General features: G+C 69.1%; 18 protein-coding genes and 2 pseudogenes. 12 read left to right on the plus strand and 8 right to left on the minus strand.

Annotation, left to right across the window (positions count from 1 at the left end; all coding sequences use genetic code 11):
- Positions 1 to 17 precede the first annotated feature (17 nt).
- The 5 genes from ACWIHY_RS33020 to ACWIHY_RS33040 all read left to right on the plus strand — a co-directional run bounded on the left by ACWIHY_RS33020 (position 18) and on the right by ACWIHY_RS33040 (position 7,843).
- The gene (locus ACWIHY_RS33020; RefSeq protein ID WP_454379962.1) at positions 18 to 809 is read left to right on the plus strand and encodes a thioesterase II family protein; all 792 of its coding nucleotides are present in this window, start codon (positions 18 to 20) and stop codon (positions 807 to 809) included.
- Positions 810 to 916: 107 nt separating this feature from the next.
- Positions 917 to 2,473, plus strand: a complete 1,557-nt coding sequence (locus ACWIHY_RS33025) for an MFS transporter (protein ID WP_454379964.1) — start codon at positions 917 to 919, stop codon at positions 2,471 to 2,473.
- A 390-nt stretch (positions 2,474 to 2,863) separates the two neighbouring features.
- Positions 2,864 to 4,480 (plus strand): MFS transporter, encoded by a 1,617-nt coding sequence (locus ACWIHY_RS33030; RefSeq protein ID WP_454379966.1) that lies wholly within the window; start codon positions 2,864 to 2,866, stop codon positions 4,478 to 4,480.
- 586 nt (positions 4,481 to 5,066) lie between these two features.
- Positions 5,067 to 6,497: a DUF2252 domain-containing protein gene (locus ACWIHY_RS33035; protein ID WP_454380009.1), complete on the plus strand. Its 1,431-nt coding sequence runs from the start codon at positions 5,067 to 5,069 to the stop codon at positions 6,495 to 6,497.
- Between the two features lie 923 nt (positions 6,498 to 7,420).
- Positions 7,421 to 7,843 (plus strand): DUF7144 family membrane protein, encoded by a 423-nt coding sequence (locus ACWIHY_RS33040; protein WP_454379968.1) that lies wholly within the window; start codon positions 7,421 to 7,423, stop codon positions 7,841 to 7,843.
- A 968-nt stretch (positions 7,844 to 8,811) separates the two neighbouring features.
- On the opposite strand, the gene ACWIHY_RS33045 is transcribed toward ACWIHY_RS33040, so the two are convergent.
- Entirely contained in the window at positions 8,812 to 9,840 is a 1,029-nt protein-coding gene (locus ACWIHY_RS33045; protein WP_454379969.1) for an aminoglycoside phosphotransferase family protein, read from the minus strand.
- A 699-nt stretch (positions 9,841 to 10,539) separates the two neighbouring features.
- Here ACWIHY_RS33045 and ACWIHY_RS33050 point away from each other — a divergent pair.
- Positions 10,540 to 10,869: a hypothetical protein gene (locus ACWIHY_RS33050; RefSeq protein ID WP_454379970.1), complete on the plus strand. Its 330-nt coding sequence runs from the start codon at positions 10,540 to 10,542 to the stop codon at positions 10,867 to 10,869.
- Between the two features lie 802 nt (positions 10,870 to 11,671).
- Here the strand turns inward: ACWIHY_RS33050 and ACWIHY_RS33055 are convergent.
- Positions 11,672 to 13,396, minus strand: coding sequence for a SulP family inorganic anion transporter (locus tag ACWIHY_RS33055; protein WP_454379972.1), 1,725 nt, complete (start codon positions 13,394 to 13,396; stop codon positions 11,672 to 11,674).
- A gap of 42 nt (positions 13,397 to 13,438) precedes the next feature.
- Positions 13,439 to 14,032 carry a carbonic anhydrase gene (locus tag ACWIHY_RS33060; protein ID WP_454379974.1) on the minus strand — a complete coding sequence of 198 codons (594 nt, stop codon included), beginning with the start codon at positions 14,030 to 14,032 and terminating at the stop codon, positions 13,439 to 13,441.
- A 329-nt stretch (positions 14,033 to 14,361) separates the two neighbouring features.
- Here ACWIHY_RS33060 and ACWIHY_RS33065 point away from each other — a divergent pair, with 329 nt between their 5' ends.
- The 4 genes and pseudogenes from ACWIHY_RS33065 (at position 14,362) to ACWIHY_RS33080 (ending at position 17,660) form a co-directional block, all read left to right on the plus strand.
- Positions 14,362 to 15,099: a response regulator transcription factor gene (locus ACWIHY_RS33065; RefSeq protein WP_454379976.1), complete on the plus strand. Its 738-nt coding sequence runs from the start codon at positions 14,362 to 14,364 to the stop codon at positions 15,097 to 15,099.
- A 15-nt stretch (positions 15,100 to 15,114) separates the two neighbouring features.
- A complete protein-coding gene (locus ACWIHY_RS33070) occupies positions 15,115 to 16,647 on the plus strand; it encodes a sensor histidine kinase (RefSeq protein WP_454379978.1) in 1,533 nt (510 codons plus the stop codon).
- 14 nt (positions 16,648 to 16,661) lie between these two features.
- Positions 16,662 to 17,196 (plus strand): annotated as a pseudogene (locus ACWIHY_RS33075) (LysE family translocator); the annotation flags it as partial.
- A 5-nt stretch (positions 17,197 to 17,201) separates the two neighbouring features.
- Complete coding sequence (locus ACWIHY_RS33080; protein WP_454379980.1) at positions 17,202 to 17,660, plus strand: PaaI family thioesterase; 459 nt, start codon at positions 17,202 to 17,204, stop codon at positions 17,658 to 17,660.
- A 427-nt stretch (positions 17,661 to 18,087) separates the two neighbouring features.
- Here the strand turns inward: ACWIHY_RS33080 and ACWIHY_RS33085 are convergent, their stop codons facing one another.
- Complete coding sequence (locus ACWIHY_RS33085; protein ID WP_454379982.1) at positions 18,088 to 18,471, minus strand: SH3 domain-containing protein; 384 nt, start codon at positions 18,469 to 18,471, stop codon at positions 18,088 to 18,090.
- Between the two features lie 357 nt (positions 18,472 to 18,828).
- Here ACWIHY_RS33085 and ACWIHY_RS33090 point away from each other — a divergent pair.
- A pseudogene (locus ACWIHY_RS33090) lies at positions 18,829 to 18,945 on the plus strand (MerR family transcriptional regulator); the annotation flags it as partial.
- Positions 18,946 to 19,309: 364 nt separating this feature from the next.
- On the opposite strand, the gene ACWIHY_RS33095 reads toward ACWIHY_RS33090, so the two are convergent.
- Positions 19,310 to 19,687, minus strand: a complete 378-nt coding sequence (locus tag ACWIHY_RS33095) for a hypothetical protein (protein ID WP_454379984.1) — start codon at positions 19,685 to 19,687, stop codon at positions 19,310 to 19,312.
- On the minus strand, positions 19,684 to 20,211 hold the full coding sequence (locus ACWIHY_RS33100; protein ID WP_454379986.1) for a TetR/AcrR family transcriptional regulator: 528 nt from the start codon (positions 20,209 to 20,211) through the stop codon (positions 19,684 to 19,686). Before ACWIHY_RS33100 ends, ACWIHY_RS33095 begins: the two co-directional genes overlap by 4 nt.
- Positions 20,212 to 21,720: 1,509 nt before the next feature.
- On the opposite strand from ACWIHY_RS33100, the gene ACWIHY_RS33105 reads away from it, so the two are divergent.
- The gene (locus ACWIHY_RS33105) at positions 21,721 to 23,067 is read left to right on the plus strand and encodes a right-handed parallel beta-helix repeat-containing protein (protein ID WP_454379988.1); all 1,347 of its coding nucleotides are present in this window, start codon (positions 21,721 to 21,723) and stop codon (positions 23,065 to 23,067) included.
- Here ACWIHY_RS33105 and ACWIHY_RS33110 read toward each other — a convergent pair.
- A complete protein-coding gene (locus tag ACWIHY_RS33110; protein WP_454379990.1) occupies positions 23,001 to 24,413 on the minus strand; it encodes a UDP-glucose dehydrogenase family protein in 1,413 nt (470 codons plus the stop codon). The genes ACWIHY_RS33105 and ACWIHY_RS33110 overlap by 67 nt on opposite strands.
- Positions 24,404 to 25,480 carry a UDP-glucose 4-epimerase GalE gene (gene galE / locus ACWIHY_RS33115; protein ID WP_454379992.1) on the minus strand — a complete coding sequence of 359 codons (1,077 nt, stop codon included), beginning with the start codon at positions 25,478 to 25,480 and terminating at the stop codon, positions 24,404 to 24,406. The genes ACWIHY_RS33110 and galE overlap by 10 nt, the downstream gene beginning before the upstream one ends.
- Positions 25,481 to 25,500: the final 20 nt, after the last annotated feature.

The raw sequence follows: 25,500 nt of genomic DNA on the forward strand, positions 1-25,500 counted from the left end.
CCTCAGGACACGCAACCTTGACACTCCACAACGACGCCGGTGCGGGACCCACGCTCACGGCTCTCACCAACCACTCCGACGCCACCACGCGGCTGGTGTGCATCGGACCGGCAGGCAGCACCCCCGCCTTCTACCTCCCTCTCGCGCAACACCTGCCTGCGACAGTGGACCTCCACGCCGTTCAACTGCCCGGCGGCGGCCACCTCGCCGACCAACCACCTCTCACCGACCCGCAGCAGATCCCGCAGGCCCTGGCCGAGCTGATCCGCCACAGCACCGACGAACGGCCCTTCGCGCTGTTCGGCCACAGTCTCGGCGCTCTCCTCGCCTACGAAACCGCGCGCGCCCTGCACCGCGGCCGCGGCCGCGGCCGCCCGCCCGTGCTGCTCGCGGTGTCCGCCCTGCCCGCCCCCCACCAGGACACCCTCCTCACCATGCTCGCGCCCCTCTTCTTGGACAGTCGCCAGGGGCTGGTGAAAATCATGGGATCCCTGCCGGACAAAGTCCCGCACGACCGCCGCATCCTCACGGCGGCCGTCCCGTTCGTAGCGGACCTGCTCATGGCCCTGCAGTACCGACACCACCACGAGCCACCGCTCGATCTGCCCCTGGCCGTGTACGGCGGCAGCGACGACCCCCTCGTCTGCTCCGACGCCCTGAACGCCTGGAGCGATCTCGTCCTGCAGCCCATTACCCCCCGGCTCTTCCCCGGTACGCACACCTACCCAGCCCATCAGGCCGGTGCTCTGGCCGAGCGGCTCGCCAAGGACCTCCACGCCGCACACCGCTACACACCCGACCGCCCATGACCGGCCGCCATGACCCATCGCATACGAGGTGGTGGTCCCGGCGGTGCGGGCCGGCCGGGCGGTCAGGAGGTGCGCTGCTGCGGCCGACGCGAACAGACTGCCCCGGCTTGGGCGACATCAGCCCGGTCCGCCGCTGGGCCGCCACCGGCGTCGTCTGCCTGAGCCTGTTCCTCCTCGGTCTGGACCTCACCGTCCTCAACGTCGCCGTCCCCGACCTCCAACACCGTCTGCAGCCCACCATGGCGCAGGTGCAGTGGATCGTCGACGGCTACGCTCTCGTCCTGGGCGGCACCGTCCTGGCCTGTGGAGCCCTCACCGACCGCATCGGCCGCCGCCGCTCCCTGATGCTCGGACTGGCCCTGTGCGGCCTCACCTCCCTTCTCGGCGTCACCGCCACCAGCCCCGACCAGGTCATCGCCGCCCGCTGCGGCATGGGCGCCGGAGCCGCCCTGATGATGCCCGCCACCCTCTCCACCATCACCGCCCTCTTCCACGATCCCCGCCCACGCCGACGAGCCATCGCTTTGTGGGCAGCGGTGGGCAGCACCGGCGGCCTGACCGGACCGGTTGTCGGAGGCTGGCTGGTCGAACACTCCTCCTGGCGCGCCGGATTCTGGATCAACCTGCCCGTCGCCGCAGCAGCGATCGTCCTGACCCGGTGGCTCGTACCAGAATCCCGCGCCCGGCAGCCCCAGCGTGTCGACTGGCCCGGAGCCGCCCTGTCGACCGGCGGCCTTCTCGCCCTCGTCTGGGCGATCATCGAAGGACCCGCCCGAGGATGGACCAGCCCGCCCATCCTGTGCGGCTTCACCGCAGCGGCCCTGCTCCTGTGCGTGTTCCTCATCTGGCAAGCACGCAGCACCGCACCCATGCTGCCCCTCGCCCTGCTCCGCAACCGCCGCATCAGCACCGCCACCACGGCGCTCGCTCTGATGTCCTTCGCCTTGTTCGGCGCCCTGTTCGTCATGACGCTCTACCTCCAAAGCATCCTTGGCTACACCCCCTGGCAGGCCGGCCTGCACACGCTCCCCCTCCCCGCGGCCCTCGCCACCGGGGCGGTTACCGCGCTGATACTGCTCGGCCGGTGGAGAGAACCACGCTGCATGGCCCTGGGCCTGGCCCTGGTGACCACCGCCTTCGCGGTCCTCGCCGGCACCAGCACCACCTCCGGCTACCGCCGGCTGCTCGTCTTCCAGGTCATCGCCGGCTTCGGCGCCGGTATCGTGGCCACCGCCGGAACCGAAAGCGTGATGCGCACCGTCCCCGCCGACCGCTCCGGCCTCGGCTCTGCCATCAACGACGCCACCCGCCAGATCGGCGCCACCCTCGGCGTCGCCGTCCAAGGTTCCGTCCTGACCACGACGCTTACTTCCCGCCTGCAGACCCTCTCCGCCACAGCCCCCGCGGACCTGGCCGAAGCGGCAACCGACGGCCGCCTCACCGCCGCACAAGCCGCCGGCCCTCCCTCAGGCGCACGCCACCAGCTCTCCACCGCCACCCGGCAAGCCTTCATCGACGGCCTCACCGTCACAGCCCTCACTGCCGCAGCAGTCACCCTGGCAGCCACCGCTTGCGTCGTCCTCTCCCAGACGTGGCCCACCGCAGGGACCCGCAATCGCAGCGGTGAAACGCAGCCGTCCGTCGCACCCCCCGGGCTTGAGTGAGAACCGGGGGTGCGCGTGGGTCGGGTCGACCTCACGACCGCTGTGGACCGGCAGCGGGAACGCGCGGGAGGCGCCGTCCGGGTGTCACCGTCAACCGTCCCTGTAGCGCGGGAAAGCGGCGTGGTGCGGCCGACCAGGCGCAGCCGCCCGTCGCGCAGCGTACGGGGACGGAGAACTCGACACGTTCTCACTGGTCATCGATGAAACTTCCTTGATCAGGGGTTACACCGAACGATTTCCAGTCCCCGGACCGGGCTCGGTCTTCCCTGGGGCGACTCCTTACGAACGGCACCGGTTGACGGCGAGGACCACCACCCTCTCGCCTGCCAATCGTTGATCTCCGCTGCGGGTCGCAGATCGGATCTCCGGAACATCTGGGACCATTCACCCATGGCGCCCGGGACAGACACGGCTGAGAGTTCGGCAACAGCGCGACTCGTCCTGCTGACACTCGCGGCCGGTCAGTTCCTGATGACGCTCGACAGCTCCGTCATGAACGTCTCCATCGCGACGGTGGCCGACGACGTGGGCACGACGGTCACGGGGATCCAAGGCGCCATCACGGCCTACACGCTCGTGATGGCAATGCTCATGATCCCTGGCGGCAAGGTCGGGGCCGTCATCGGCCGAAAACGGGCATTCATGATCGGCTGTGGCATCTACGGCTGCGGCTCCCTGATCACGGCGCTCGCACCGAACTTGCCGGTGCTACTGCTCGGCTGGTCATTCCTCGAGGGGGTGGGAGCGGCGCTCATCCTGCCCGCGATCGTGGCGCTGGTGGCCGGAAACTTCACCACTGAACGCCGTCCCGCCGCCTACGGACTCGTCGCGGCCGCAGGAGCCGTTGCGATCGCGTTCGGTCCGCTCATCGGAGGTGTCGCGACGACGTACTTCTCCTGGCGCTGGGTTTTCGCCGGTGAGGTCTTGATGGTGCTCGGCATCGTGGTGCTCGCCCGCCGCATCGCTGACGGTGCGAGCGACGAACACCCCCGCATCGATCTCGTCGGCGCTGTGCTCTCCGCACTCGGGCTCGGCCTCTTCGTCTACGGCGTACTGCGCTCGGCCGAGTGGGGCTGGTTCCGCCCGAAGCACGACGCGCCTTCGTGGCTCGGGGTCTCGCTGGTCGTGTGGCTGATGCTGGCCGGCCTGCTCCTGCTGTGGCTCTTCCTCCGCTGGGAAGCCCGCCTCGTCAAGCGGCACAAGGAGCCGCTCGTCGATCCGGCCATACTGCGCAACAAGCAGCTCACCGGTGGATTGACCATGTTCTTCTTCCAGTACCTCGTGCAGATGGGCGTGTTCTTCGTCGTACCGCTCTACCTGTCGGTCGCCCTGGGGCTGTCCGCGCTCGCGACCGGTGCTCGCATCCTGCCGCTCTCGCTGACACTGCTGGCGGCAGCGGTCCTGATCCCACGCTTCATCCCGGACGTCTCTCCACGGCGGGTGGTGCGGCTCGGCATCCTCGCGTTGCTGGCAGGCTCGGTGGCCTTGATGGCCGCGCTCGACGCAGACTCCGGTGCGGAAATCGTCACCATCCCCCTTCTACTGATCGGGCTCGGCATGGGGGCGCTGGCCTCCCAACTCGGTTCGGTCACCGTGTCCGCAGTTCCGGAGAAGCAGAGCGCAGAAGTCGGCGGCGTCCAAAACGCCGTCACCAACCTTGGCGCTTCCATCGGTACGGCACTGGCCGGGTCGATCCTGATCGCCACGCTCACGACTTCGTTCCTGACCAGCGTGGACCAGAATCCGGCAGTCCCGGCCGACGTGAAGAGCCAGACCGCCGTCAAACTCCAAAGCGGCGCGCCCTTCCTGTCGGACGCCCAGCTCGAAACCGCCCTCGGCAAGGCCGGCACGAGCGCCGAGGTGACCCAAGCGGCGCTCGACGCGAACGCAGACGCCAGGCTCGACGGCCTGCGTGCCGCACTCGCCATCCTCGCTCTCACCGCTCTCCTCGCGCTGTTCTTCACTGCGCGGATTCCGGCAGTCCAGCCCCATTCGACCAAGCGATAGCCACCGACGGCCAGGAGACCGGGCGCGGGCACTGTGCGCTGCACCCAGTCGGCCCTGGGGCGATCCGTCCAGGGCTGCCTTCAGCGTCGTACTGGACCGCGAGCTTCCTGCTCTTCGGCGCGGTCCTGATCGGCCCGGCGCCAGAGCTCCTGGACGGCCCCGCTCGCCGTTACTCGGGTGGCCACGGATCCCTCAGGGCTGATGATCAACGGCCTCGCGTACGCTGCGGCGAACCATGCGCGAGGCCCGGATGGGTTCTAGGGTTGAGGAAGGTCTCGGCGCTCGCGGACATCGGCTTCCCTGCGCCTCACTTCCTCACTCGGGCTTCGACACACGCCAGGAGGACATGCGACATCTCCACTGCATCTGAAACTCCTGTCCTGACACCCTCGCCGCCATGACGGCGGCAGGCAACGTCGCCGCAGTGCTCGGCATCGCCAGTGCCGATGCCGAGATCGACGCCCAGGGCTGGGAGCAGACGCCCACCCGGCATCGGCGATCGGGCTCGACCGACATCGGAGGAGGCCACGGAGCCGTTCTGGCCGCCGTACCCGGTGTCGGCCATCCCACCGCAGGAGGGCCTTCGATGACCCACAACGCGACCACGGCGATGCGCGCCGCACCCCACGCCACACCTGAGGAACGCGCAGCCCTCGGCAAGGAAGCCCGGCGCCGCTCGTCGCGATCGGGACATGCCCAGTACAAACCCGCCCCTCACAGGCCGGACCCGCTGGCCATCCTGGAAACGCAGTCCGCGGCACGGGTGCCCGAACTCGTCCCGATCCGCTACGCCCGGATGACAGAGTCCCCGTTCCGCTTCTACCGGGGCGCAGCCGCGATCATGGCGTCCGACCTCGCCGACACTCCACGCTCAGGACTGACGGCACAGTTGTGCGGGGACGCGCACCTGCTGAACTTCCGACTTCTTGCCTCGCCGGAAAGACAGCTGATGTTCGACATCAACGACTTCGACGAAACCCTGCCCGGCCCCTGGGAGTGGGATGTCAAGCGCCTGTCGGCCAGCCTCGTCATCGCGGGCCGGGCGAACGGCTTCGACGACGCCGAGCGCGCCCGCATCGTGCGCTCCGCCGTCCGTTCGTACCGCAATGCGATGATCCGCTTCGCAGGCATGAGCAACCTTGACGTCTGGTACGCGAAGATCGACGCCGAGCGCCTCGAGGCCCTGGCAACAGGCCGGCTCCACAAGCGCGGTCAGAAGAACCTGGCCCGCGCCATGGCGAAGGCCCGAACCCGCGACAGCCTGCAAGCCTTCGCCAAGGTCGCTGAGACGCTCGACGGCCAGACCAGGATCGCGGCCGATCCCCCGCTGCTCGTCCCGATCAGCGACTTGTTGCCGGACGTCGAGCGCAGCGCGCTCGAGCGCCAGTTCCGGGAGCTCATCCAGCGGTACGGCCGCACTCTGGCTTCCGACCGTCGCACACTCCTGGAGGACTACCGACTGGCGGACGTCGCCCGCAAGGTGGTGGGCGTCGGCAGTGTCGGCACCCGATGCTGGATCTTCCTGCTCCTCGGCTGGAACGACCATGACCCGCTCTTCCTCCAGGCCAAGGAAGCCGACACTTCCGTGCTCGCCGAACACGTCGGCGCGAGCCAGTACCTCAACCAGGGCGAGCGGGTGGTCTCGGGCCAGCGGCTGATGCAAGCCGCGAGTGACATCTTCCTAGGCTGGGAGCGGGTGGACGGGATCGACGGCAAGCAGCGCGACTTCTACGTCCGCCAACTCCGCGACTGGAAGGGCATCGCCATCCCGGAAAGGATGCGTCCGAAGGACATGCAAGCGTTCGGCGAGCTGTGCGGATTCACGCTGGCTCGTGCGCACGCCCGGTCCGGCGACCGGATCGCGATCGCCGCGTACCTGGGCAACGGCGACCCGTTCGACCGAGCACTCGCGACGTTCGCGGAGGCATACGCCGACCAGAACGAGCGTGACCACCAGGCACTGGTCGCCGCAGTACGCACAGGCCGGCTGCCCGCGCAAGAACTTCCGGCGTCCTGACCGCGTGGCGGTGCGCCGGAACTCCGACCGAGAGGGAGAACGACGCACTCATCGGCGTGGTGGCCGCAGGCCGGCCGAGGAGCCGCACTCCGGCGGATCATCCCAGGTCACCGCGCGGTGGGCGGGCTGCCGTTCCCGCCACCCGTTGCTGCACGGCCCTTAAGCACCGGCCTTCCTGCACGCGCCCTCGCGCCGCTGCGCGGTGCGGTGGTCCTGCGCGCCTGCCCCTGGCGATTGATCTTGGTGTCCATCGTCCGCGCGGGTGCGGGTGCCGGTGCGGCGTAGGTCTGCTGTGGTTGCGCGGCGTCTTGCTCGTAGTCCTGCCCGAACACAGCAGCCCGCCCCCATCACCACCTTCAATTGCACCACCGCACAGCCGTGAACGCACCTTAGCCCCGGGCGGGCGGGCCTCGGATGCACTGCGGGCAGAACCAGAACGGCCAGGGCACGAGTTCCCCATCAACTGATGGGATGCCCCGGTCCTGCAGGCCGAAGGGCCGCGAGCGTGCTCGCGGCCCTTCGGCGTGCCGACCCCGGGATTGTGCGGTTTGCTGGAGACAGCGCCGCAGACCTGGCACGGATCGCTGGCGCAGCGCCCGATCGCCGCAGCGATGTGCCGCGCAGGCGGGCAGGCGACGCCGACGGACCCGTCAGGGAGGGCGCGATGAACCGAAGTACCACAACTGTGACTCGGCAAGTGAAACGCTCCCCCAGGAGCGAGCGGCCTGCGGCGGAGCAGCTTGAAGGCGGGCGCCGCGGTCCGCGCACACCGAATCGTCTCCCTCCCGGTACTGGCCCGACCCGGTCGATGTCTGAGCCCCTCCGGTCAGGGAGACGATCTCGACTGGCCCCCACAGCCACCACCATGGCGGGCAGCGCTCCCGACGAGCGCATTGCCGTGAGCCAATCTGAATCGAGGCATCATGACTTCCAACCCTGAGCACCGCACCGATACGCCGACGGGCAGGGGCAGCGGGCTGGTGATATTCGCCGCCGTCCTCCTGCTTGTCGCGGGAGTCCTCGATGTCCTGCGCGGCATCATGGCCATTGCCGAGGACGACGTGTTCGTCAACACGCCCAACTACGTCTTCAAGTTCGACCTCACGAGTTGGGGCTGGATCCACCTGATATTCGGCCTACTGGCGATAGCCGTCGGCGCGGGCCTGTTCAAGGCCGCGCTCTGGGCACGCGTCCTGGGCGTTGGTCTGGCGGGGCTGCTGATCATCGCCAACTTCCTTTCGCTGCCGTACTACCCCGTCTGGTCGATCATGGCCATCGCGATGTACACCTTCGTCATCTGGGGTTTGTGCGTGGTCCGCAAGGACGACTTCTACCTCCGCGACTAGTCAGCCGGGCCAGCAGCCCTGATCACCCCGGAGCAGTCGTTTTCGCCGCAGCTTGCGCCGTTGGAGTCGAGCCGACCGACGCCGGCTGGCGTTCGGCCGTCCCGTAGGTCGCGCAGCCCGCGCCTGCCGACCGGTCCGACGCCGGCCGGCCTGCCTTTCAGCCCTTCGGCAGACCGGCCAGGCACCAGCCTGTGGCGCGCTGCTGCGCCGATACGAGCAACTGGGCTCGCCGGGGCCTGCGCGACCAGGGCGTCAAGCGACCGATGTCCCAGGCCACGGCACCCGCGTCGGCGAGCGGTGCGCGATCCGGCTGGAGGATCTCTCCCGGCCCCGGAGGAGGTCCGCATCATCCGCCGACCGCAGAACGCCCGACCGACGACCCGGTCTCGATCGAGGTCGGTCCGCTGCGCCGGGCGACCCAGCCGCGCAAATGGTCTCGCCGGCCACAAGCGCCCCACCCGCTTCATCGCGCTGGACGAACTCCCCCGCAACACCATCGGAAAGCTCCTGCGCCGCCCCCTCGTCGAGCAGGTCGAGCCCTCGTCCATCGACCGGCTGGTGGTCGCCTACCTGCTGGAGCGGTGGAACCTGGGGCTTGGTACCTCGCTCGCCGAGCGGCGCATCGCCCTGAGGCTCGCGTGTGAGCGTGCTTCCGCCACTTGCCGCTCAGGAGGGCAGGGATCCGCCTCGTTCTCGGCCGCTTCAGCACGAGCGTTGGCATCCGGTCATCGATGACGCGGTCGATACCGCCGACCTCCCGTGCGGGAGCACGACTGATGTGACGGTGCATTCAGGTGTGGGTCCCGTCTGGAAGAGGTTGTCCGTCAGGTGTCTGATCTGGACCAGCGATCCGCCGTGACTCGCGTAGTGCCTGGCAGAACCGTGGAAGCAGCTGCCGCCGAGGGCGACCCGGCCGGACCCGTTCAAGCCAGTGACTCGTCGACGATTCTGGGGTCGTCAGCCAACCTCTATGGTCGCTTTGCCGGGACGGGCTGAAGCGCGGGCCAGCGAGCGAGCATTCGTCGGCGCATAGCGGCGCTGAGGCTGCTCACGCCGCTAAGAGAGGTGTGGTCGGCCGTCATCTGGCTAACGACCCCGAGCCGATGGACGAGTCGCTGCCGAGCGGTCGCGGTGCCCCACTTCCAGTCCCGGTGCGGAATCCGGGCCAGGTGATCAGCGCCTTCGCGGCGGGCTCTCTCAACCAGCGCGTCGCCGCGCAGCAGCCAGCCGGCGCACGCGTCAGCGAGCCCGTCTTGGGCTTCGGAGCCGGTCATAGTGCGCCACTCATTGCGGTATGCGCGCTCCGCCCGTTCCAGCAACGGCTCCGACGCTGAAGTAACACACCAGCAGGTCGGAAACCCGATGCGCAGGTAGGCGAGCTCCGTCAAGCCGCTGCCCAGTGACGCTTGCTCAAAGTCGATGAATCTGATCCCCGTTGCGGTGTGGAGATCATTACCGGGACAGGGATCCCCGTGGAGAAGGGCATGCCCAGAGGCGTGGTCGAGCCGCTTCACGAGGTCATTGAGTTCGTCGGACACGCCAGACGTGACAGGTACCTCCAGAGACCCGGCCAGCCGCAGGAAAGACTCGATATCGGCCTGTTTCGGGCCCCGCCACCGGGGAAGTGCGCCTACATCCTCCGGGCGGGCAGTGGCATGCAGTCGCGCCAACGCGGCTGCATAGTCGACGATCCAGTCGCTGGCCGGCCGTCGGTGATCCACATGCTCCAGCACCAAGACCCGCTCGCCGGGGTCGGTGGCCAGCAACGCGGGCACCACAGGCGTTTCAGCTCGGGCGGCGAGCCTCAGGGCGGTCACCTCGCGGGCGAAGCGCTCGTCGGCATCAGGACCGCCGACGATCTGCTTCACCACCGCCGTTGCCTCTGGCAACTCGACGCGCCACACCCGCGAGCGAGGGCTGCTGCCCAGTCTGCGAGAGCGCCCGGGCGATCCAAGCTCGGCCCGTAACGTGTTTCCGAACGGCAGTCGCCACCCCATGCTCTCATCCTTCCACGTGGCCGCACGAGCGTGCGAGTAGTGCGCACAACTGGCTGCCCTCCTTCACGCCGCGGAGGACCGCCACCCCGCAGCGAGAGAGCAGGGAGCGACCTGGGACTGCCTGCCAGGTGCCGCCAGTGCAAATCAACAGCGGAGCAGGACCGCGCTGGCACCAGAACGGGTGGAGCAGTTGTCCGCGGCCCGAAGGAAGCGCAACACCATCTGCCTGACCTCATGCTGGCCCCGGGCCGCGGTGCTTGACCGGAGGCCACCCCTGCCCAACTGGGGTCTTGCGGTACCCGGGCCGTGCTGCCGCCCCGGGCGATCGTGGTGGCGCTCGACTCCTCCAATATCGTGCTTCTGCGGGTACTGCTGATACTGCGTACTGCGGGTAAAGCATCACTGCTGTACTGCGACCATTGGGTCTTGCTGGTGCTGCGAACTGCTCGTGACTTTGACAGCGACGTCGTCCGGCAGCCGGCCCCGTCGCCCATGGTGCGTCTGCTCTGGCTCAGAACCCCACTGCCGGACCTCTCCGCTCGCACACCCGTAGCCGACGCCTTCACTGAGAGACCACTGTTACTTGCGCATGGCGGCCCCTGATCGCTGCGGGCCGGTTGTCAGTTCCGCCACTGTCCTGCAACAACCCTGGCCTCGGAGCTTCACTATGTGGGCGGCGCCGGGCGCATGGCAGTCGTGATGACCTTTTCTTGGCCCGAGATCACACCCGACATCTACGACGCGGTGCGCCGGAGGGTGGGCTGGGAAGAGGACTCGCCGGGCGGGTGTGTCCTGCACACCGCGTGGTTCGTCTCCGACGGCCTCAACGTGCTGGACATCTGGGAGTCGCAGGATCACTTCAACCGGTTCATCGCCGCCCGGGTCGCGCCTGTGCTCAAGGGTGAACTGGGTGTGCAGAGATCCCGATCCGAAGTTCTTCCCGCTACACCGGCGCTTCGTCGCCCCAGGGGTCAGCGGCGGCGGCTCCTGACGTCCGCGTTCGGCTCTCTCCCCCCGATGGCCCACTGAGGCTCGACGGCCGGTTCGGTGGCGCAGGCGCTGGCCATGTCCGCGGCGATGTTGAAGAACAGGTTGGTGCCGCTGATCTCCAGGAGTTTGATCACCTGCGGGGCGAGTGGGCCGGCGACGACGAGTTGCTGGCGATTGTGGGCCCGAGCGATGCTTCGATTTACGCGCGCCTCGTCGAGGAACGCGGAGACGTACCGACTGAGGTACCCCGTGTGGCCGAGCAGGCCAGGGGGCTGCCGGGGCCGTCGCCTTCAAATTGGTACGCCCCGCCCTGGCCTGAGCAGCTGCGCACCATGGGCACAGCAGTTCCGTACGAGGGGTGATTGTGCTGACCGGCAAGGCGGGCACCAGAAGGCCCCGGCGGAACGGTGCGGTCTCCGTGAGGCGACGCCGTTGCGGCCCACCCCCCTCCGTGGATCGGGTTGGCCAGGTGCGTCCGATGGGCAAGTCTGGCGTCAGGTCGTTGTCAGCGGCTCGTCCTATGCTGCTGACTCATGATCGAGAACAGACTTGATGCCTTGCTGGAAGCCGGATCGCCGACCGTCTGGGCGAGCGCGACAGGACGCTGCTCGCACGCCGGGCTCTTCTCAAGTCCTGCTACGAGAAGCCCTCCCCGCTTCTCTCGGACAGTTGGTGGTACGCGGTGCCTGACGAGCGCTACGAGGGTCTGTTCACGGCCTTGAACCTGCCTGCTGCCGCTCCGTACTCGGATACGCCAGCCTGGGCAGCCGGCTCCGCCGGGCCACCGGCACCGGGCAGACGGGTGACGGGCACACGGGTGGCAGCGCCCGGCGGGGCCGCGTCAGCGCCTGGTGTCGGTGAACCAGGCGAATCCGTCCGCCTCCCGGTCCCCCTCCACGCCCTCCTCCCCGAACACCGGCCCCCCGGCACCCGGGTGCTTGTTGGCGAGATCGGGCAGGAGCAGTTCGACCCGTACGGTTCCGGTCTTGCGCTGCTGGGCGACGAACTCGTCGATCTGGGTCCGGCACGCGTGGTCCAGGTGCGTCAGGGCCGTCAGGTCCAGGCGCATGCGCGGTGTTCCGGCGGCCGCGAGGGCTTCGAGGGCTTCCAGCAGCTGCGGGAGCCGGACGAAGGTCGCGCTGCCCGTGATGGTCAGCTTCGCCGTCTCCGCGTCGGCCGTCTGCCGGAAGGCCGTACGCGACATGCGCAGCACCGCCAGCAGGGTCCCCGCCGCCAGTCCGACCAAGACGCCCTCCAGCAACGCCGTACCGAAGATGGCCAGCGTGGTGACGGCCATGACGGCGGCTTCGCCGCGGTCCTGCTTCCACAGCAGGCGGAACTGCTCCGGGGCGAACAGCTTCCATCCGCTGTGCACGAGGACGCCGGCCAGGACCGTGATGGGGATGAGCGCGAGCAGGCCGGGCAGCAGGAGCGCGAACGCGAGGAGCCACAGGCCGTGCAGGGTGCGTGAGAGGCGCGTGCGTGCGCCGGCCTGAACGTTGGCGGAGCTGCGGGCCACGACGGCGGTCATGGGCAGCGCGCCGAGGGTGCCGCAGACGGTGTTGCCGATGCCCTGGGAGAGCAGTTCGGTGTTGTAGCGGGTGCGCGGTCCGGTGTGCATGCGGTCCACGGCGGCGGCGGTGAACAGGCTCTCCGCCGACGCGATCGCGGTGAAGGTGAGGATGGTGGCGATGACCGCCGGGTCCACCAGTCCCGCCAGTTCTCCGGGTCCCGGCAGGTGGACGGAGCCGAGGAGGTCGCCGACCTGGAGGGTCTTGATGTCGACGCCCGGCAGTGCGGCGACGCCCATCCCGAGGACGACGGCGACGAGTGCGGCGGGCACCCGGTTCAGTGGGCCCGGCACCTTCTTCCAGAGGAAGCTGAGGAGCACGGTGACCGTCCCGAGCGTGGCGGCGACGAGCGCGTCCGGCGTGCCGAAGGTCCTGGTGACCAGTCCGGGCAGCCCCAGCAGGTTCTCCATCGGCGTGCCCGGCGCCTTGGAATCGGCCACGACGTACGACTGGCCGATCATCAGGGGCAGTCCGATCCCGGCGAGCATGCCCTGGACGACCGCGACCGAGATGGCCTGGAACATACGGCCCAGCCGTACGAGCGCCAGAACGATCTGGAGCAGGCCGGTGGCCAGCACGATGGTGCCGAGCATCGCCAGTCCGTGTTCCAGCACGGCCTCGGCGACCAGTGCCGCCAGGCCGGCGGCGGGCCCGCTCACCTGGAGCGCGCTGCCACGCATGAGGCCGACCACCAGTCCGCCGACGATGCCGGAGACGATGCCCAGCTCGGGCGGCGCGCCGGACGCCACGGCGACCCCGATGCACAGCGGGAGGGCGACCAGGAAGACCACGAACGAGGCGGTGATCTCCGTACCGAGGGACGCGCCGCGCAGTTCGGCGACGAGTCCCGGCGCTGCGGCTGACGCGGGCGCGGGAGCGGGGGTGGGGGTGGAGGGGCCGGCGTCGGCGGCACGGGTGATGGGGCGGACGGTGTAGCGGGGGCCGGTGGGGCGGGCGTGTCGGGCGCGCTGGCGGGGCGGGGACGGGGAGGACATCGTGGGGGTACTCCTTGTGCGGGCCGGAAGCGGGCTGGGCGGTCAGTGGGCCGCGAAGGTGCCGTCCTCGCCCAGCTCGTGGAGTTCGCCGGTGTCGACGCGGTAGTACCAGCCGTGGAGCCGCAGCAGGTCGTCGTCCAGGAGGTCGCGGACCACGGGGTAGGTGCCCAGCGTCGCCAGCTGGTGCACCACATTGAGCTGGACCAGCCGTTCGAGCGAGTCGGCGTCGTCCGGTGTCCGGGGGGTCAGCACGGGGCGCACGAGGGACAGCCACGCGTCGACACCGGGGAGGAGCGAGAGGTCGCGTCCGGAGGCGAGCGCGCTCATGGCGCCGCAGTGGGAGTGGCCGCAGATGACGATGTCACGGATGCCGAGCACATTGAGGGCGTACTCGATGGTGGCCACCTCGCCGGACGCGTCGGCCGCCCAGCGCGGCGGAACGATGTTGCCCGCGTTGCGCAGTTCGAAGATCTCGCCGGGGCGCGCTCCGGTGATCAGCGAGGGAACGACACGGGAGTCGGAACAGCTGATGACGAGAGCCTGCGGGGACTGGCCGTCGGCGAGGCGCCGGTAGGTGTCACCGGCGTCGGCGACCTGCTGGTGGAAGGAACGGGCGTGGTCGAGAAGGGCCTGCATGAGTGGTGTCCTCCTGATCGGGGCAGTACGGGCGTTCCGGCGGCGCGGACCGGCGGCGCGCGGCGCCCGGGGACTGTGCGGACGACACTAGGAAGGTGTCCTCAAGGCGCAGGCCAGCGATTGGTTAACGCGAGTCCAGCAATCGCCCAGAACTTCGCCGCGGGAAGGTGTGAGGTATCGCTCGAAGAGCGAAAGCGGCGGCATGTGGCGACTGGTCCTGTTGTACGGTGCGGAATCCCGAACAGTGTTTCGGGGCTCGGTAGTTGGCGCATCCGGGCGCCGTGCGGCGCGTCGCGCCCCGGTGGGAACCGGAAGGACGGGAACAACGCATGCGGGTGCTGCTCATCGAGGACGACGAATCCATCGCCGAACCGCTGGCCGAGGGGCTCTCCCGCTACGGACTGGCGGTCGACCGGGTGGCGACGGGCGGGGCAGCGCTCGCCGGGCCGTTCGGAGACATCGTGCTGTTGGACCTCGGCCTGCCGGACATGGACGGCATCGACGTCTGCCGCCGGATCCGGCAGGTGTCCCACGTGCCCATCATCATGCTGACCGCCCGCGGCGAGGAAGCGGACCGGGTGGTGGGGCTGGAGATGGGGGCCGACGACTATCTGGCGAAACCTTTCAGCATGCGGGAGCTCATCGCACGGATCCGCGCCGTGACCCGCCGCACGCGCGCCGGGGCGCCGCACGCGGCCCTCCCCGTGCACGCCATGCCGCAGGCCGGGCACCCGCACTTGCCGGGGGCCGGCGCCGCCGGCCCCGCGCCGCGTCGGCGGGAGGCGCTGGTGGTGGACCGCCGTACCCGCCAGGCGTGGGTGGGCGACGCCCTGGTGACACTGACGCCCAAGGAGTTCGATCTGCTGGCGCTGCTGGCCGAGGACCCGGGTGCGGTGTACTCGCGCCAGCAGATCCTCGACCAGGTGTGGGACCCGCACTTCCACGGCCCCACCAAGACCCTCGACGTCCATGTGGCGGCCCTACGGCGCAAACTGGGCGATCCCGCCTGGATCCACACGGTACGGGGGGTGGGGTTCCGCCTCTTCGTCCCCGCGTCGCGCGGCTGAGGGGCGGAACGCGCCATGACCCGCCGCCTGCTCCTGAGCTACCTGACGGTGGCCCTCCTGGTTCTCCTGTGCCTCGAGGTGCCGCTGGGCATCGTCTACAGCCGGGCCGAGCAACAACGCGCCACCCAGGCCGCCGAGGACGAGGCCGAGTCGCTGGCCGCGTACGCCGCGGTCTCGCTGGAGGGCGGCCGGACCAGGGCCCTGGAGGACAGGGTGGGGCACTGCGCCGAACGCATCGGCGGCGAGGTGGTCGTCTTCGACGGGTCGGGCCGCCCCGCCGCCTCGTCCCGGCCGCTGACACCCGATCAGGCCCGGGATCTGGCCGGCACCCGGGAGGTGCGGTCCGCGCTGCGGGGGCGGGCGGCCATCGACGTCCGTACCGCTCCGGTGGGCGGCGGGGTGCGGGTGCTGGCCGCCGCGGCGCCGGTGCCGTTCGGTTCCTCCCGCTACGGTGCAGTACGCGTCACCCTCCCCACCGACACCGTGCACCAGCGGGTCCACGGCGTGTGGCTGACCCTGGCGGCGGTGGGCCTGCTGGCCCTGACGGCCGTGGCGGGGGTGGCGTTCTGGCTTGCCCGCTGGACGAGCCGGCCCGTCCTGGAGCTGGAGCGGGCCACGGCCCGCCTCGCTGAGGGAGACCTCTCGGTGCGGGCGACCCTGGCCACGTCGACCGGCCCGCCCGAGGTCCGGCGGCTCGCGGTCACGTTCAACGAGACCGCCGCGCGTCTGGAGCACCTGCTCGCCTCGCAGCGCGCGTTCGCCGGTGAGGCCTCGCACCAGCTGAAGACACCGCTGGCCGCGCTGCGGCTGCGCCTGGACAACCTGGAGCCGGACGTGGCCGCCCACGCCAGGGGCGGCCTGACGGCGGCGGTGACCGAGACGGACCGGCTGGCCCGGATGGTCGAGGGGCTGCTGGCGATGGCACGGCTCGACGAGAAGGCCGTCACACGGGTGCCGGTGGACCTCGACCGCATCGCTCTGGAGCGGGTGGAGACCTGGGGCCCGGTGTTCGAGGCGCGGGGCTGCCGGCTGGCGCTGGGGGTGGAGCACGCCGGGCAGGCCCTCGCCGTGCCGGGCGCCGTGGAACAGATCCTGGACAATCTACTCTCCAACGCCCTCCGGGTGTCGCGGCCCGGGTCCGTGGTGCTGCTGGACCGCCGACTCCCCCGCCCCCCGCGCCGCGGGCACCGCGAACACCGTCCGCAGTACGCCGAGTTGCACGTCATCGACGAGGGTCCGGGGATGACTCCAGAGCAGCGGGAACGCGCCTTCGACCGGTTCTGGCGCGCACCGGGCTCCACCGAGGGCGGCAGCGGCCTCGGCCTGTCCCTTGTGCAGCGGCTCGCCGTTGCCGGTGGCGGCCACGTCGTCCTGGAGGAGGCCGCCCGGGGCGGCATCGACGCCGTGGTGCGGCTGCTCGCCGTCCCGTCACGCGGCGGGCCCGGACCGGCGCCCGGCCGGGGCGAGGCTCTCCGGCAATGGCCCACCCTGAGGACCGTGCCCGTCCCCCGCCTCCGCTCCAGGCCGCACAGCGGCGCCCGGCCGTGAGCGGGCGGCAATCATTGGACACGACGACGCTGGCGGCCTTCCTGGCAGTGGACCTTCTGCTGGTATTCACCCCCGGCGCGGACTGGGCCTACGCGATCTCCGCCGGGCTGCGGGACCGGTCGGTCGTCCCGGCGGTCGCCGGGCTGACAGCCGGATACGCCGGGTACACGCTCCTCGCGGTCGCCGGCCTGGTGGTAATCGTGGCGAGCTCGCCGCCCGTGCTCACCGCGCTGACCGTGACCGGGGTCGGCTACCTGGTGTGGCTGGGGTGGGGAGTCCTGCGCCGCCCGGCCATGCTGGGCCCGTCCACGGAAGCCATGGCGGCCTCGCGCGGGCAGATCATGCTCAGAGGAGCCGGGATCAGCGGCCTGAACCCCAAGGCACTGCTGCCGTATTTCTCCCTCTTCCCGCAGTTCATCGATACCGCGCACGGCTGGCCGGTCGCCGCGCAGACCGGACTTCTCGGCACGCTCCATATGACCGCGCGCGCTTGTCTACCTCGCCGTCGGCGTCCTGGCCCGCACCGTTCTACGGACACGAAGGAGAGCACGTACGTGGAAGACAGGACGCAGCAGGAACAGGCGAGCCCCGAGGTCCACAAGCGCATCCAGGACAGCTTCGACCGCCAGGGCCTGATGACCCACCTCGGCGCGCGCCTGGCCCACATCGGCCCCGGCCGCGCGCACATCGTGCTCCCGGCCCGCCCCGAAGTGACCCAGCTGCACGGCTACATCCATGCAGGTGCCACAAGCGCCATCGCCGACAGCGCCGGCGGCTATGCGGCGCTCACGCTGTTCCCCGAGGACGCCGAGGTCCTCACCGTCGAGTACAAGATCAACCTCCTCGCGCCCGCCGCAGGCGACCATCTCGAGGCGATCGGCACCGTCCTGAAGTCCGGACGCACCCTGACCGTGTGCCAGTTGGAGGTCTACGGCGTCCAGGACGGCGGCGAGCGGAAGCTCGTCGCAAACGGGCAGCAGACACTGATCCGCGTGAACCGGCCTGCCAGTTGAACCCGTTGAACCCGCAGCCGTCCCTGCCGTCCTGGCTGACGTGGTGGCAGCGCCCCTTCCCCGACGCCGACACCCTGCGCTGCACTCCGCCTGGGCCCGCGCGCATGCCGGAAAACATCGGCTTGGGCGGGTGCCGTTGAGCCGCTCATGGTGTCGCGGGCGCCGCGCCAGGAGCAGATCTGCTGTGCGGAGCCGCCGACGAGGACCAGCTGGGCATGAGCCCGTCGCAGATCGAGTACGTAGTACGTGCCGGGCTTCGTGTTCTCGAGGACGGCGGCCCGCCCGCGCACCAGTGGGCCCTGGACCGGTGGTCCAGGGCCCACACCTATGCAGGGATTCGAGGCCCCCGAGACGCCTCGGCACGACCTTGCCGGCGCAGAGCAGCGCTCAGCTCTTGATCAGTGATCCCTGGCCCACCGTGTGTGAGTCAGCGGCACCAGGGGATGTAGTCCAGGTTCTTGACGTAGCGGGCGGTCACCCAGCCGCTACGGTGGCCCAGCTTGTACCAGATGTGGTTGCCGTCGACGTTTTGGCCGTACGTCTTGCAGGCCAAGGCGATCTTGGCTCCTGAGTGGAAACTGCCCAGCACCCTGGAGTAAGTGGTTGCCCTGCTGCGGATCTTGACTCCGGTGCTGGCGGTGACCCTGCCGTACTTGGTATAGGCCGTCGCCCCACTTGCCTGAGGCGCCGTGGCGCCGACGGCAGGGGTCCTGATCTGGTCGGCCGCTGTTGCCTGGGGGGCGGCGCCGAGCAGCCCCAACGCCAGGCCTCCGGCGGTCAGCGCAACTGTGGTTTTGACGGAGTTGAGCACAGCAGTCTCCTTTGGTTCCATTGACGCGGTGCGCCACGACCCGGGACGCAATCCACACATATCAAGAGAATGAGCAACAAAAACACAGGACCAGTGCTGCCATGCCGCTCACTCACTCAATGAGCCCAACTCTCCGGGGTGGCGATCTTGAGTTCTGCGGGTGCCCTCTTCCGTGACCGGGGGAGGCGGGAGCCCCGCGGCGGGACGTGACGGCCACTGTGGGGGTGTCGGGCAGCCAGTGTGCGACGGCTCGCGCTGTCGCTGACCAGACCCGGTAGAACTCGCGGGCCCGGGGACAGAGGACACATCAGGTTCACCTCCGGATACTTCGCCCGAGACGGCCGCGTATCGGTCCGGATGCTGCGTCATCACGACGCGACCGGCCTGCTGCGCCCGGCCCACGTCGACCCTGCCACCGGCTGCCGCCGCTACACGGCCGCCCAGCCGGCCCGCCCCAACCGTGTCATCGCGCTCATGCTGCCGTCGCGGTCGGCGGCAGATCTGATCGCCGGGCGCTGGCGCTGCTGACCGATCTCGTGCCGCCGAGGGTGTTGGTCTGGAACAACGAGGGAGCCGTCGGCTCCTTGCGGTCCGGCGGACCACGGCTGACGGATGAGTTTGCGGCGCTCGCCGGGCTGCTGGGGGGCAAGTTCACTCCTGCTGGGGTTCGCCGGTATGGAGGTGGTGGTGCCCTGGACAGGTAAGGCGGCCCGGTGAGCGCGAAGGAGACGCCGACCGCTTCACCAGCCGGGAGGCGCTGTCTCCTCTCCGGCACTGGCTCTTCGCGTCATTCGGAGAGGAGACCACCGCATCCCGTGCGTTAGGCCGACCTCGCCCATCAGGCGGTACCAACCGCGGCCAGTACCGCCACCGGCAGCAGCAGCATCCACTGCGGCAGGCGCAGCAGCGGCTTCGACCAGTTGGCGACCAGAGACACCACCAGGAACACGCCGGAGTAGGCCACGAAGTGGGCGGCCAGGAGCCAGGCGATGGTGTCACCGCCAAGGCGGTTGCCCAGGCCCAGCCAGATCAGTGCGACGGCGGCCATCACCAGGTCGACCGTGACCATGTGCCAAACGGCGTGCAGCACGCGTCGGGGCTCCTCGGAGAGATTGCCGACCAGGAGCGGCCGGACAACATCACGCCCGCCCCCGATGGCATGGATGGCGGCGACAGCGGCGGCAGTTGTGCCGGCGGCGAGAAACCAGCCGTTCATCGGGCCTCGATTCCGCGGCCGACAATGGCCGCCAGCTGAGCAGCGAGCCGCGGATTGGGCTGCTCACCTACCAGCCCGACGTGGAAGAAGACGGCTCCGGCGAGCGTGTCGAGAACCAGATCGACCGGCGCGCGGGGGTCGGTCTCTCCACGCTGGGCAGCCCGCTCGAACACGGCCACCAGACCGTCCTTTGCCGGGGCCAGGAACTCTGATCGGATGCGCGCCTGTAGGTCCGGGCTGGCGGCGAAGTCCGCGAGCAGGCCCGGCAGAGCAGCGGCGGCGGCCGGGGCGGAGAACTCCTGGATCAAGGCCTCCAGCAGCGCCGTCAGGTCGCCGGTCAGGCTGCCGGTGTCCGGCGCCGGCGCCGCCTCGGCCTGCGTGAAGACTGCCTCGTACACCAACTCCGCCTTCCCCGACCAACGTCGGTAAACGGTGTCCTTTCCGACACCTGCCCGAGCAGCCACAGCCCCAATTGAGGTAGCGGCGTAGCCGAGTTCAGCCACCAGATCGGTGGTGGCCGTCAAGATCGCCTGATGAGCACGGTCATCACGGGGACGCCCACGCGGGGCGCTGGGAAGCGTCATGAGTTAACCATACGGGACGACCCGTTTGCTTAATAGCTGCCACTTCACCGTCATGGTTGGCGCGGCACTGTGACGGTGCAGCTCCGTGGACGACGACGCGGGACAGCTTTCGTGCCGGCCTCGCCCTGGCTCCCAGGAGCCGTAGTGCCCGCCGACAGGCACCTGAGTGCCAGGACCGGGGGTGATTCGTATGGCCGCAGGTCAAGCCGGTGGCCGACGTTCCATCCCTGCCGCAGCGACGCGTCACCCGGTTGCCGACACCAGGCCGCCCGCACTCTTGCTCGCGCATGACCGGTCTCGTCGAGACCCTGACCGACAGTCGAGGCCCTGACCGACAGCGGCAGCGCCCGCCGCCTCACCCTGCCGCGCCCGTGACCGGCGAGTTCACTGGCGCCGTTGTGCCGGGCGGGGCACGCATCAACCACCCCACGGCATGTGCGAGCCCCGAATGGGCCCTGGTAACCGCGCCAGGCTCAGGGCCCCACCCATCTGGCTCCTGGCGCTCACACTCCTTGGCCCGGTACGGACACCGTAGTCACCGCACGCGGTGCCGATTCCCAGCTGTCACCGTCGACAGACCTCACGGGCCACGCGTTGGGCACGCCGACACGGCTTGGCGGCAGCCACAGACTGAGAGGTCGATTGCGACCAACCCCGCCACAGGAATGAATCCCACAGCGCTCGCTCCCCGGCAATTGAAGGAATTCTTCATCCCTGTGCGACATGTCATTCACAGACCCAGCACGTGGCCTCTGGCAGGCTCATCTTCTACGCGCCGGGACCCGCATGCGGAACTGAGGGGTGTCGTCGGCATCATCTCTCCTCTGCGGGTAGGGAGGCGAGTTGCTCGTAGAACAGTTCCCCGCCGAGTGCCTGGAGGAGTCAACGGCCACGCTCGGCTGGACAGCCTGGCGCTGTCGGCAGAGGACTTCTCCGCTGTCGACCATGGCTGGGTTGCCGGGTCTCAGCTGTGCCCTCCAAGGCGCCGAAGCTCCGCCCGTCGGACAATTCTGCCGGTGGCGCCGATGCTCGCACGAGTCGATTCGAAAGTGACTGGCAATCAGAGAGTGAGGGGCGCCGATGCGGAGCCGAACGGTCAGGGTTGGTCATGGTTTCGCCGGATGTCCGCGTGGCGTCGGGTTCCCTCTACAAAGCAGGCGCGTCGCGACCGGCGCGCTCGCGGCCGCAATCCTGTTCCTGTTCGGATGTGAGCTGCCCAGACCGTACGCCCCGCCGAGCCCGAACGCTGCGGGCGGGTATACGTATTACATCAGTCCGGATGGTGACGACGACCATGACGGCATGTCCTCCTCGCGCGCTTGGCGGTCGCTGGCGCGAGCCGACTCGGCAAGGTTCAAGCCTGGGGACCGGCTGCGACTCCGGGCTGGTGCCCGCTTCCGCGGCGAGTTGACTCTTGGCGCGCGAGATGCGGGAAGCGCGAAGGCCCCCGTGGTGATCGAGTCGTACGGCGACGGACGAGCCACGATCGTGGCCACCGGTGAATCAGGGATCTCCGTCCACAACACAGCTGGTATCGAGATCCGCAACCTCAACCTCGTCGGCAACGCCACCTCGTTCAAGAAGCGGGCCGGCATCAACTTCTTCACCGATGCACCGGGCGGCAAGAAGCTGGACCACGTCACCGTCGCCAATGTCGACATCTCCCATTTCCGGACCGGGATCGGGATCGGCGCGGGAAGGGGCCGCTCAGGCTTCCGCGATGTGCGGGTCCACGACTCCACGGTGCGCGACAACAAGGACGCGGGCCTCGCCACGTACGGACCCGCCTTCGATGCGGAGGCTCCGAAGTACGCGCATGAGCGTGTGACCCTGTCGCGAGTCAAGGCGTACGGCAACGACGGCGACCCAGCTGCCCACGACCGCAATACCGGTAGCGGCATCGTCCTCGGCAGTGTCCGCACCGGGAAGGTGCAGCGGTCCCTCTCCCACGACAACGGGTCGAGGTCGTCTGCCAGGGCAATGGAGGGGCCGGAGGGGATCTGGACGTACGACTCGACCGGATTGGTCATCGAGAACAACGTCTCGTACGCCAACCACACCGGCTCTCGTTCGGACGGTGGCGGATTCGGCCTGGACAACAATGTGTCCTCCTCGGTGCTCCAGTACAACCTGTCCTTCCGCAACGACGGCCCCGGATATTTGGTCTATTCCGCTGCGGACAACAGTGCGCACAAGGACAACACCGTCCGCTTCAACCTCAGTGGCGACGACGCCCGGAAGTTGTCCCTGTATGGCGGGATCGTGGCGTACGGGACGCGAATCAAGGATTTGGACATCTACCACAACACGGTCGTGCAGAAGGCCAACGGGTCCGTGCGAGCCCCGGCCCTGCGTCTGCAGGAGGGACTCAGCGGCGCCGTGGTTCGCAACAACCTCTTCGTCACTGACTGGGCCTCGCTGGTGGAGTCGCAAACGGCCTACACACCCGCGGAAGTGCGCTTCCAGGGCAACGGCTACTTCAGTACCGGAAATTGGCAGGTGCGGTGGGGTGGCGGAACGTACAACGATCTGGGCCTGTGGCGCACGGCCGCTGGACAAGAACGGCTTGGCTCCGAACCGACGGGAACGAGCGAAGACCCGTGCCTTGCGGGTGTGACGGTCCCGATCACACATGTGACCGAGACCGTCACGATGGTGCCAGCATGCGCCGAAGGGGTGACCGGCGCAGTGGATCTGAGGTCGCTCGGCGTCGACCCGGGCCCTGTTGACTACTTCGGTGCGAGGCTCAGCCTCTCGGCGTCGATCGGGGCGGCCAAGCCCAGACCGGCGGCGTGAGGGATGGTGACGTGTACAGGCTGGCGGCCGGGCGTCGGCCGTCCGAGCGCACGCACGGTCCAGCCGGCCGCGCGCCACAGCTCGGCATCAAGGCCGTTGCGTGCGTCAAGGACCTTCGGCGTGCGCACCACCGCCGCCAGTGCGACAGGATCCAGCTCGCGGTACTGGCTCCACTCCGTCAAGTGCAGCACCAGACAGGCGCCCTGGCAGGCTGTGCTCACGTCAGAGGAGTACCGCAGGGCAGGGAAGATCGCGCGGGCGTTGTCGACGCCTTCCGGGTCATGGAGGCATACCTCGGCCCCCTCGCGGTGGATCGCAGCGGCGACCGCGAGCGAAGGCGAGTCGCGTACATCGTCACTGTTCGGCTTGAACGTCGCGCCGAGCACCGCGACGTGGCGCCCGGTGAAGGTGCCACCGGCCAGCTCCCTTGCGATGTCGACGGTGCGCCGACGCTGCCGCATATTGATCTCGTCGACCTCCCGCAGGAAGGCCACGGCACGGCCCACACCGAGCTCACGGGCGCGGGCGGTGAAGGCCCGGATGTCTTTGGGGAGGCATCCGCCGCCGAAGCCGAGACCCGCGGAGAGGAAGCGTCGTCCAATCCGCGTGTCGTGCCCGATGGCGTCAGCCAGGGTGACCACGTCTGCCCCGGATGCGTCGCACACTTCCGCCATGGCGTTGATGAACGAGATCTTGGTGGCGAGGAACGAGTTCGCCGCCACCTTGACGAGCTCTGCGGTCGCCGGATCCGTGCTGATGTATGGAACGCCTGCCGCCAGCATCGGCGCGTACACCGCACGAAGCACCTCGTCGGCGTGTGACGAGACGACGCCGGTCACGAGCCGGTCGGGCTGGAGGGTGTCGTGGACGGCGAAGCCCTCGCGCAGGAACTCGGGGTTCCAGGAGACTTCGACGGCTACCTCGTCAGGGAGGAGTTCTGCCAACCGGGCGGCGAGCCGTTCCGTCGTACCGACCGGGACAGTGGATTTACCGACGATCAGGCAGGGGCGGCGCAAATGCGGAGCCAGAGCCTCGATGACAGCGTCGACGTGACGTAGATCCGCGGCATGGGAGTCACGCTGCTGTGGTGTGCCCACGCACACGAAGTGGACGTCACCGAACTCGGCAGCTTCGCGCAGCGAGGTAGTGAATCTCAGCCGCCCGGAGCCGATGTTCCTGGTGAGAATCTGATGCAGACCTGGTTCGAAGAAGGGGGGTCTGCCGTCGGCCAGCGCCCTGATCTTGCCGGCGTCGATGTCGACGCCGAGGACCTCGTGCCCGATATCGGCCATGCACGCGGCGTGCACAGCTCCGAGGTATCCCGTGCCGATGACGGTCAACCGCATGCTGGCGCTCCTGTCTGAAGAACTTCAGACGACTCCAGATGAGTCAGTCTGGGATAGCCCGACGGGTTCTGCTCCTGGAATCGCCACGCGTCGCGGCACATCGTGGCGAGATCGCGTGTCGTGGCCCAGTTCCAGGCCCGGGCCACGGCGCTCGGATCAGCGACAAGCGCGGCCACGTCGCCCGGCCTGCGCGCGACGATCTCGTAGGGGATCTCCCGGCCACATGCGTCGGCGAAGGCTGCCACGAGTTGGAGGACGGAGGTGCCCACCCCGGTGCCGAGATTGAACGTGCGCATTCCGTTCGCGTCACCGAGATGTTCGAGCGCGGCCCGGTGCCCCTCGGCAACGTCCATGACGTGGATGTAGTCGCGCACACCGGTGCCGTCCGCAGTGGGGTAGTCGTCGCCGAAGACGCTGAGCCGGTGCAGTCGCCCGATCACGATCTGGGCCAGGTACGGCATGACGTTGTTGGGCACGCCCCGGGGGTCCTCGCCCAACAGCCCGGTGGGGTGAGCGCCGACCGGATTGAAGTACCGCAGCGCCAGGACACGCATGTCCGGCAGGTGCCGACAGATATCGGCCAGCACCTGCTCGCAGAGCCACTTTGTCGTGGCGTACGGGTTGGTGGGGCCTGCCGGGTCCTGCTCGGTCAACGGCACCTTGGCGGCATCGCCGTAGATCGAGCAGGACGACGAGAAGACCAGCCGGTTCACGTCGTGCTCCCGCATCGCCGAAAGAAGTGCGGTAGTGCCACCGACGTTGGTGTCGTAGTACTCGACCGGCTTCTCCACGGATTCGCCGACCGCCTTCTTCGCGGCGAAGTGGATGACCGCGTCGAAGGCGTGGGTGTCGAACACCCTGGACAGTGCGCGCCGGTCGCGCAGGTCGATCTCGTAGGTCGCGGCGACCGGTCGGCCGGCGATCTCCGCAACGCGCTCCAGGGCCTGGGGCGAGCTGTTGGAGTGGTCATCGACAACGACCACGTCGTAGCCGTGATCGAGCAGCTCGACGCAGGTGTGGCTGCCGATGAATCCGGCACCGCCGGTCACCAGGACCGTTGCAGACATTGGACTACCTCTTCCAGGCT

It is taken from the genome of Streptomyces sp. NPDC055287 (genome assembly GCF_053646035.1).

Coding starts and splice junctions, on each gene's coding strand:
- ACWIHY_RS33055 (WP_454379972.1), bottom strand. CDS start 13,396: ATGTCCTCCCCGTCCCCGCCCCGCCAGCGCGCCCGACACGCCCGCCCC.
- ACWIHY_RS33065 (WP_454379976.1), top strand. CDS start 14,362: ATGCGGGTGCTGCTCATCGAGGACGACGAATCCATCGCCGAACCGCTG.
- galE (WP_454379992.1), bottom strand. CDS start 25,480: ATGTCTGCAACGGTCCTGGTGACCGGCGGTGCCGGATTCATCGGCAGC.
- ACWIHY_RS33040 (WP_454379968.1), top strand. CDS start 7,421: ATGACTTCCAACCCTGAGCACCGCACCGATACGCCGACGGGCAGGGGC.
- ACWIHY_RS33095 (WP_454379984.1), bottom strand. CDS start 19,687: ATGAACGGCTGGTTTCTCGCCGCCGGCACAACTGCCGCCGCTGTCGCC.
- ACWIHY_RS33045 (WP_454379969.1), bottom strand. CDS start 9,840: ATGGGGTGGCGACTGCCGTTCGGAAACACGTTACGGGCCGAGCTTGGA.
- ACWIHY_RS33110 (WP_454379990.1), bottom strand. CDS start 24,413: ATGCGGTTGACCGTCATCGGCACGGGATACCTCGGAGCTGTGCACGCC.
- ACWIHY_RS33030 (WP_454379966.1), top strand. CDS start 2,864: ATGGCGCCCGGGACAGACACGGCTGAGAGTTCGGCAACAGCGCGACTC.
- ACWIHY_RS33050 (WP_454379970.1), top strand. CDS start 10,540: ATGACCTTTTCTTGGCCCGAGATCACACCCGACATCTACGACGCGGTG.
- ACWIHY_RS33035 (WP_454380009.1), top strand. CDS start 5,067: ATGACCCACAACGCGACCACGGCGATGCGCGCCGCACCCCACGCCACA.
- ACWIHY_RS33060 (WP_454379974.1), bottom strand. CDS start 14,032: ATGCAGGCCCTTCTCGACCACGCCCGTTCCTTCCACCAGCAGGTCGCC.
- ACWIHY_RS33070 (WP_454379978.1), top strand. CDS start 15,115: ATGACCCGCCGCCTGCTCCTGAGCTACCTGACGGTGGCCCTCCTGGTT.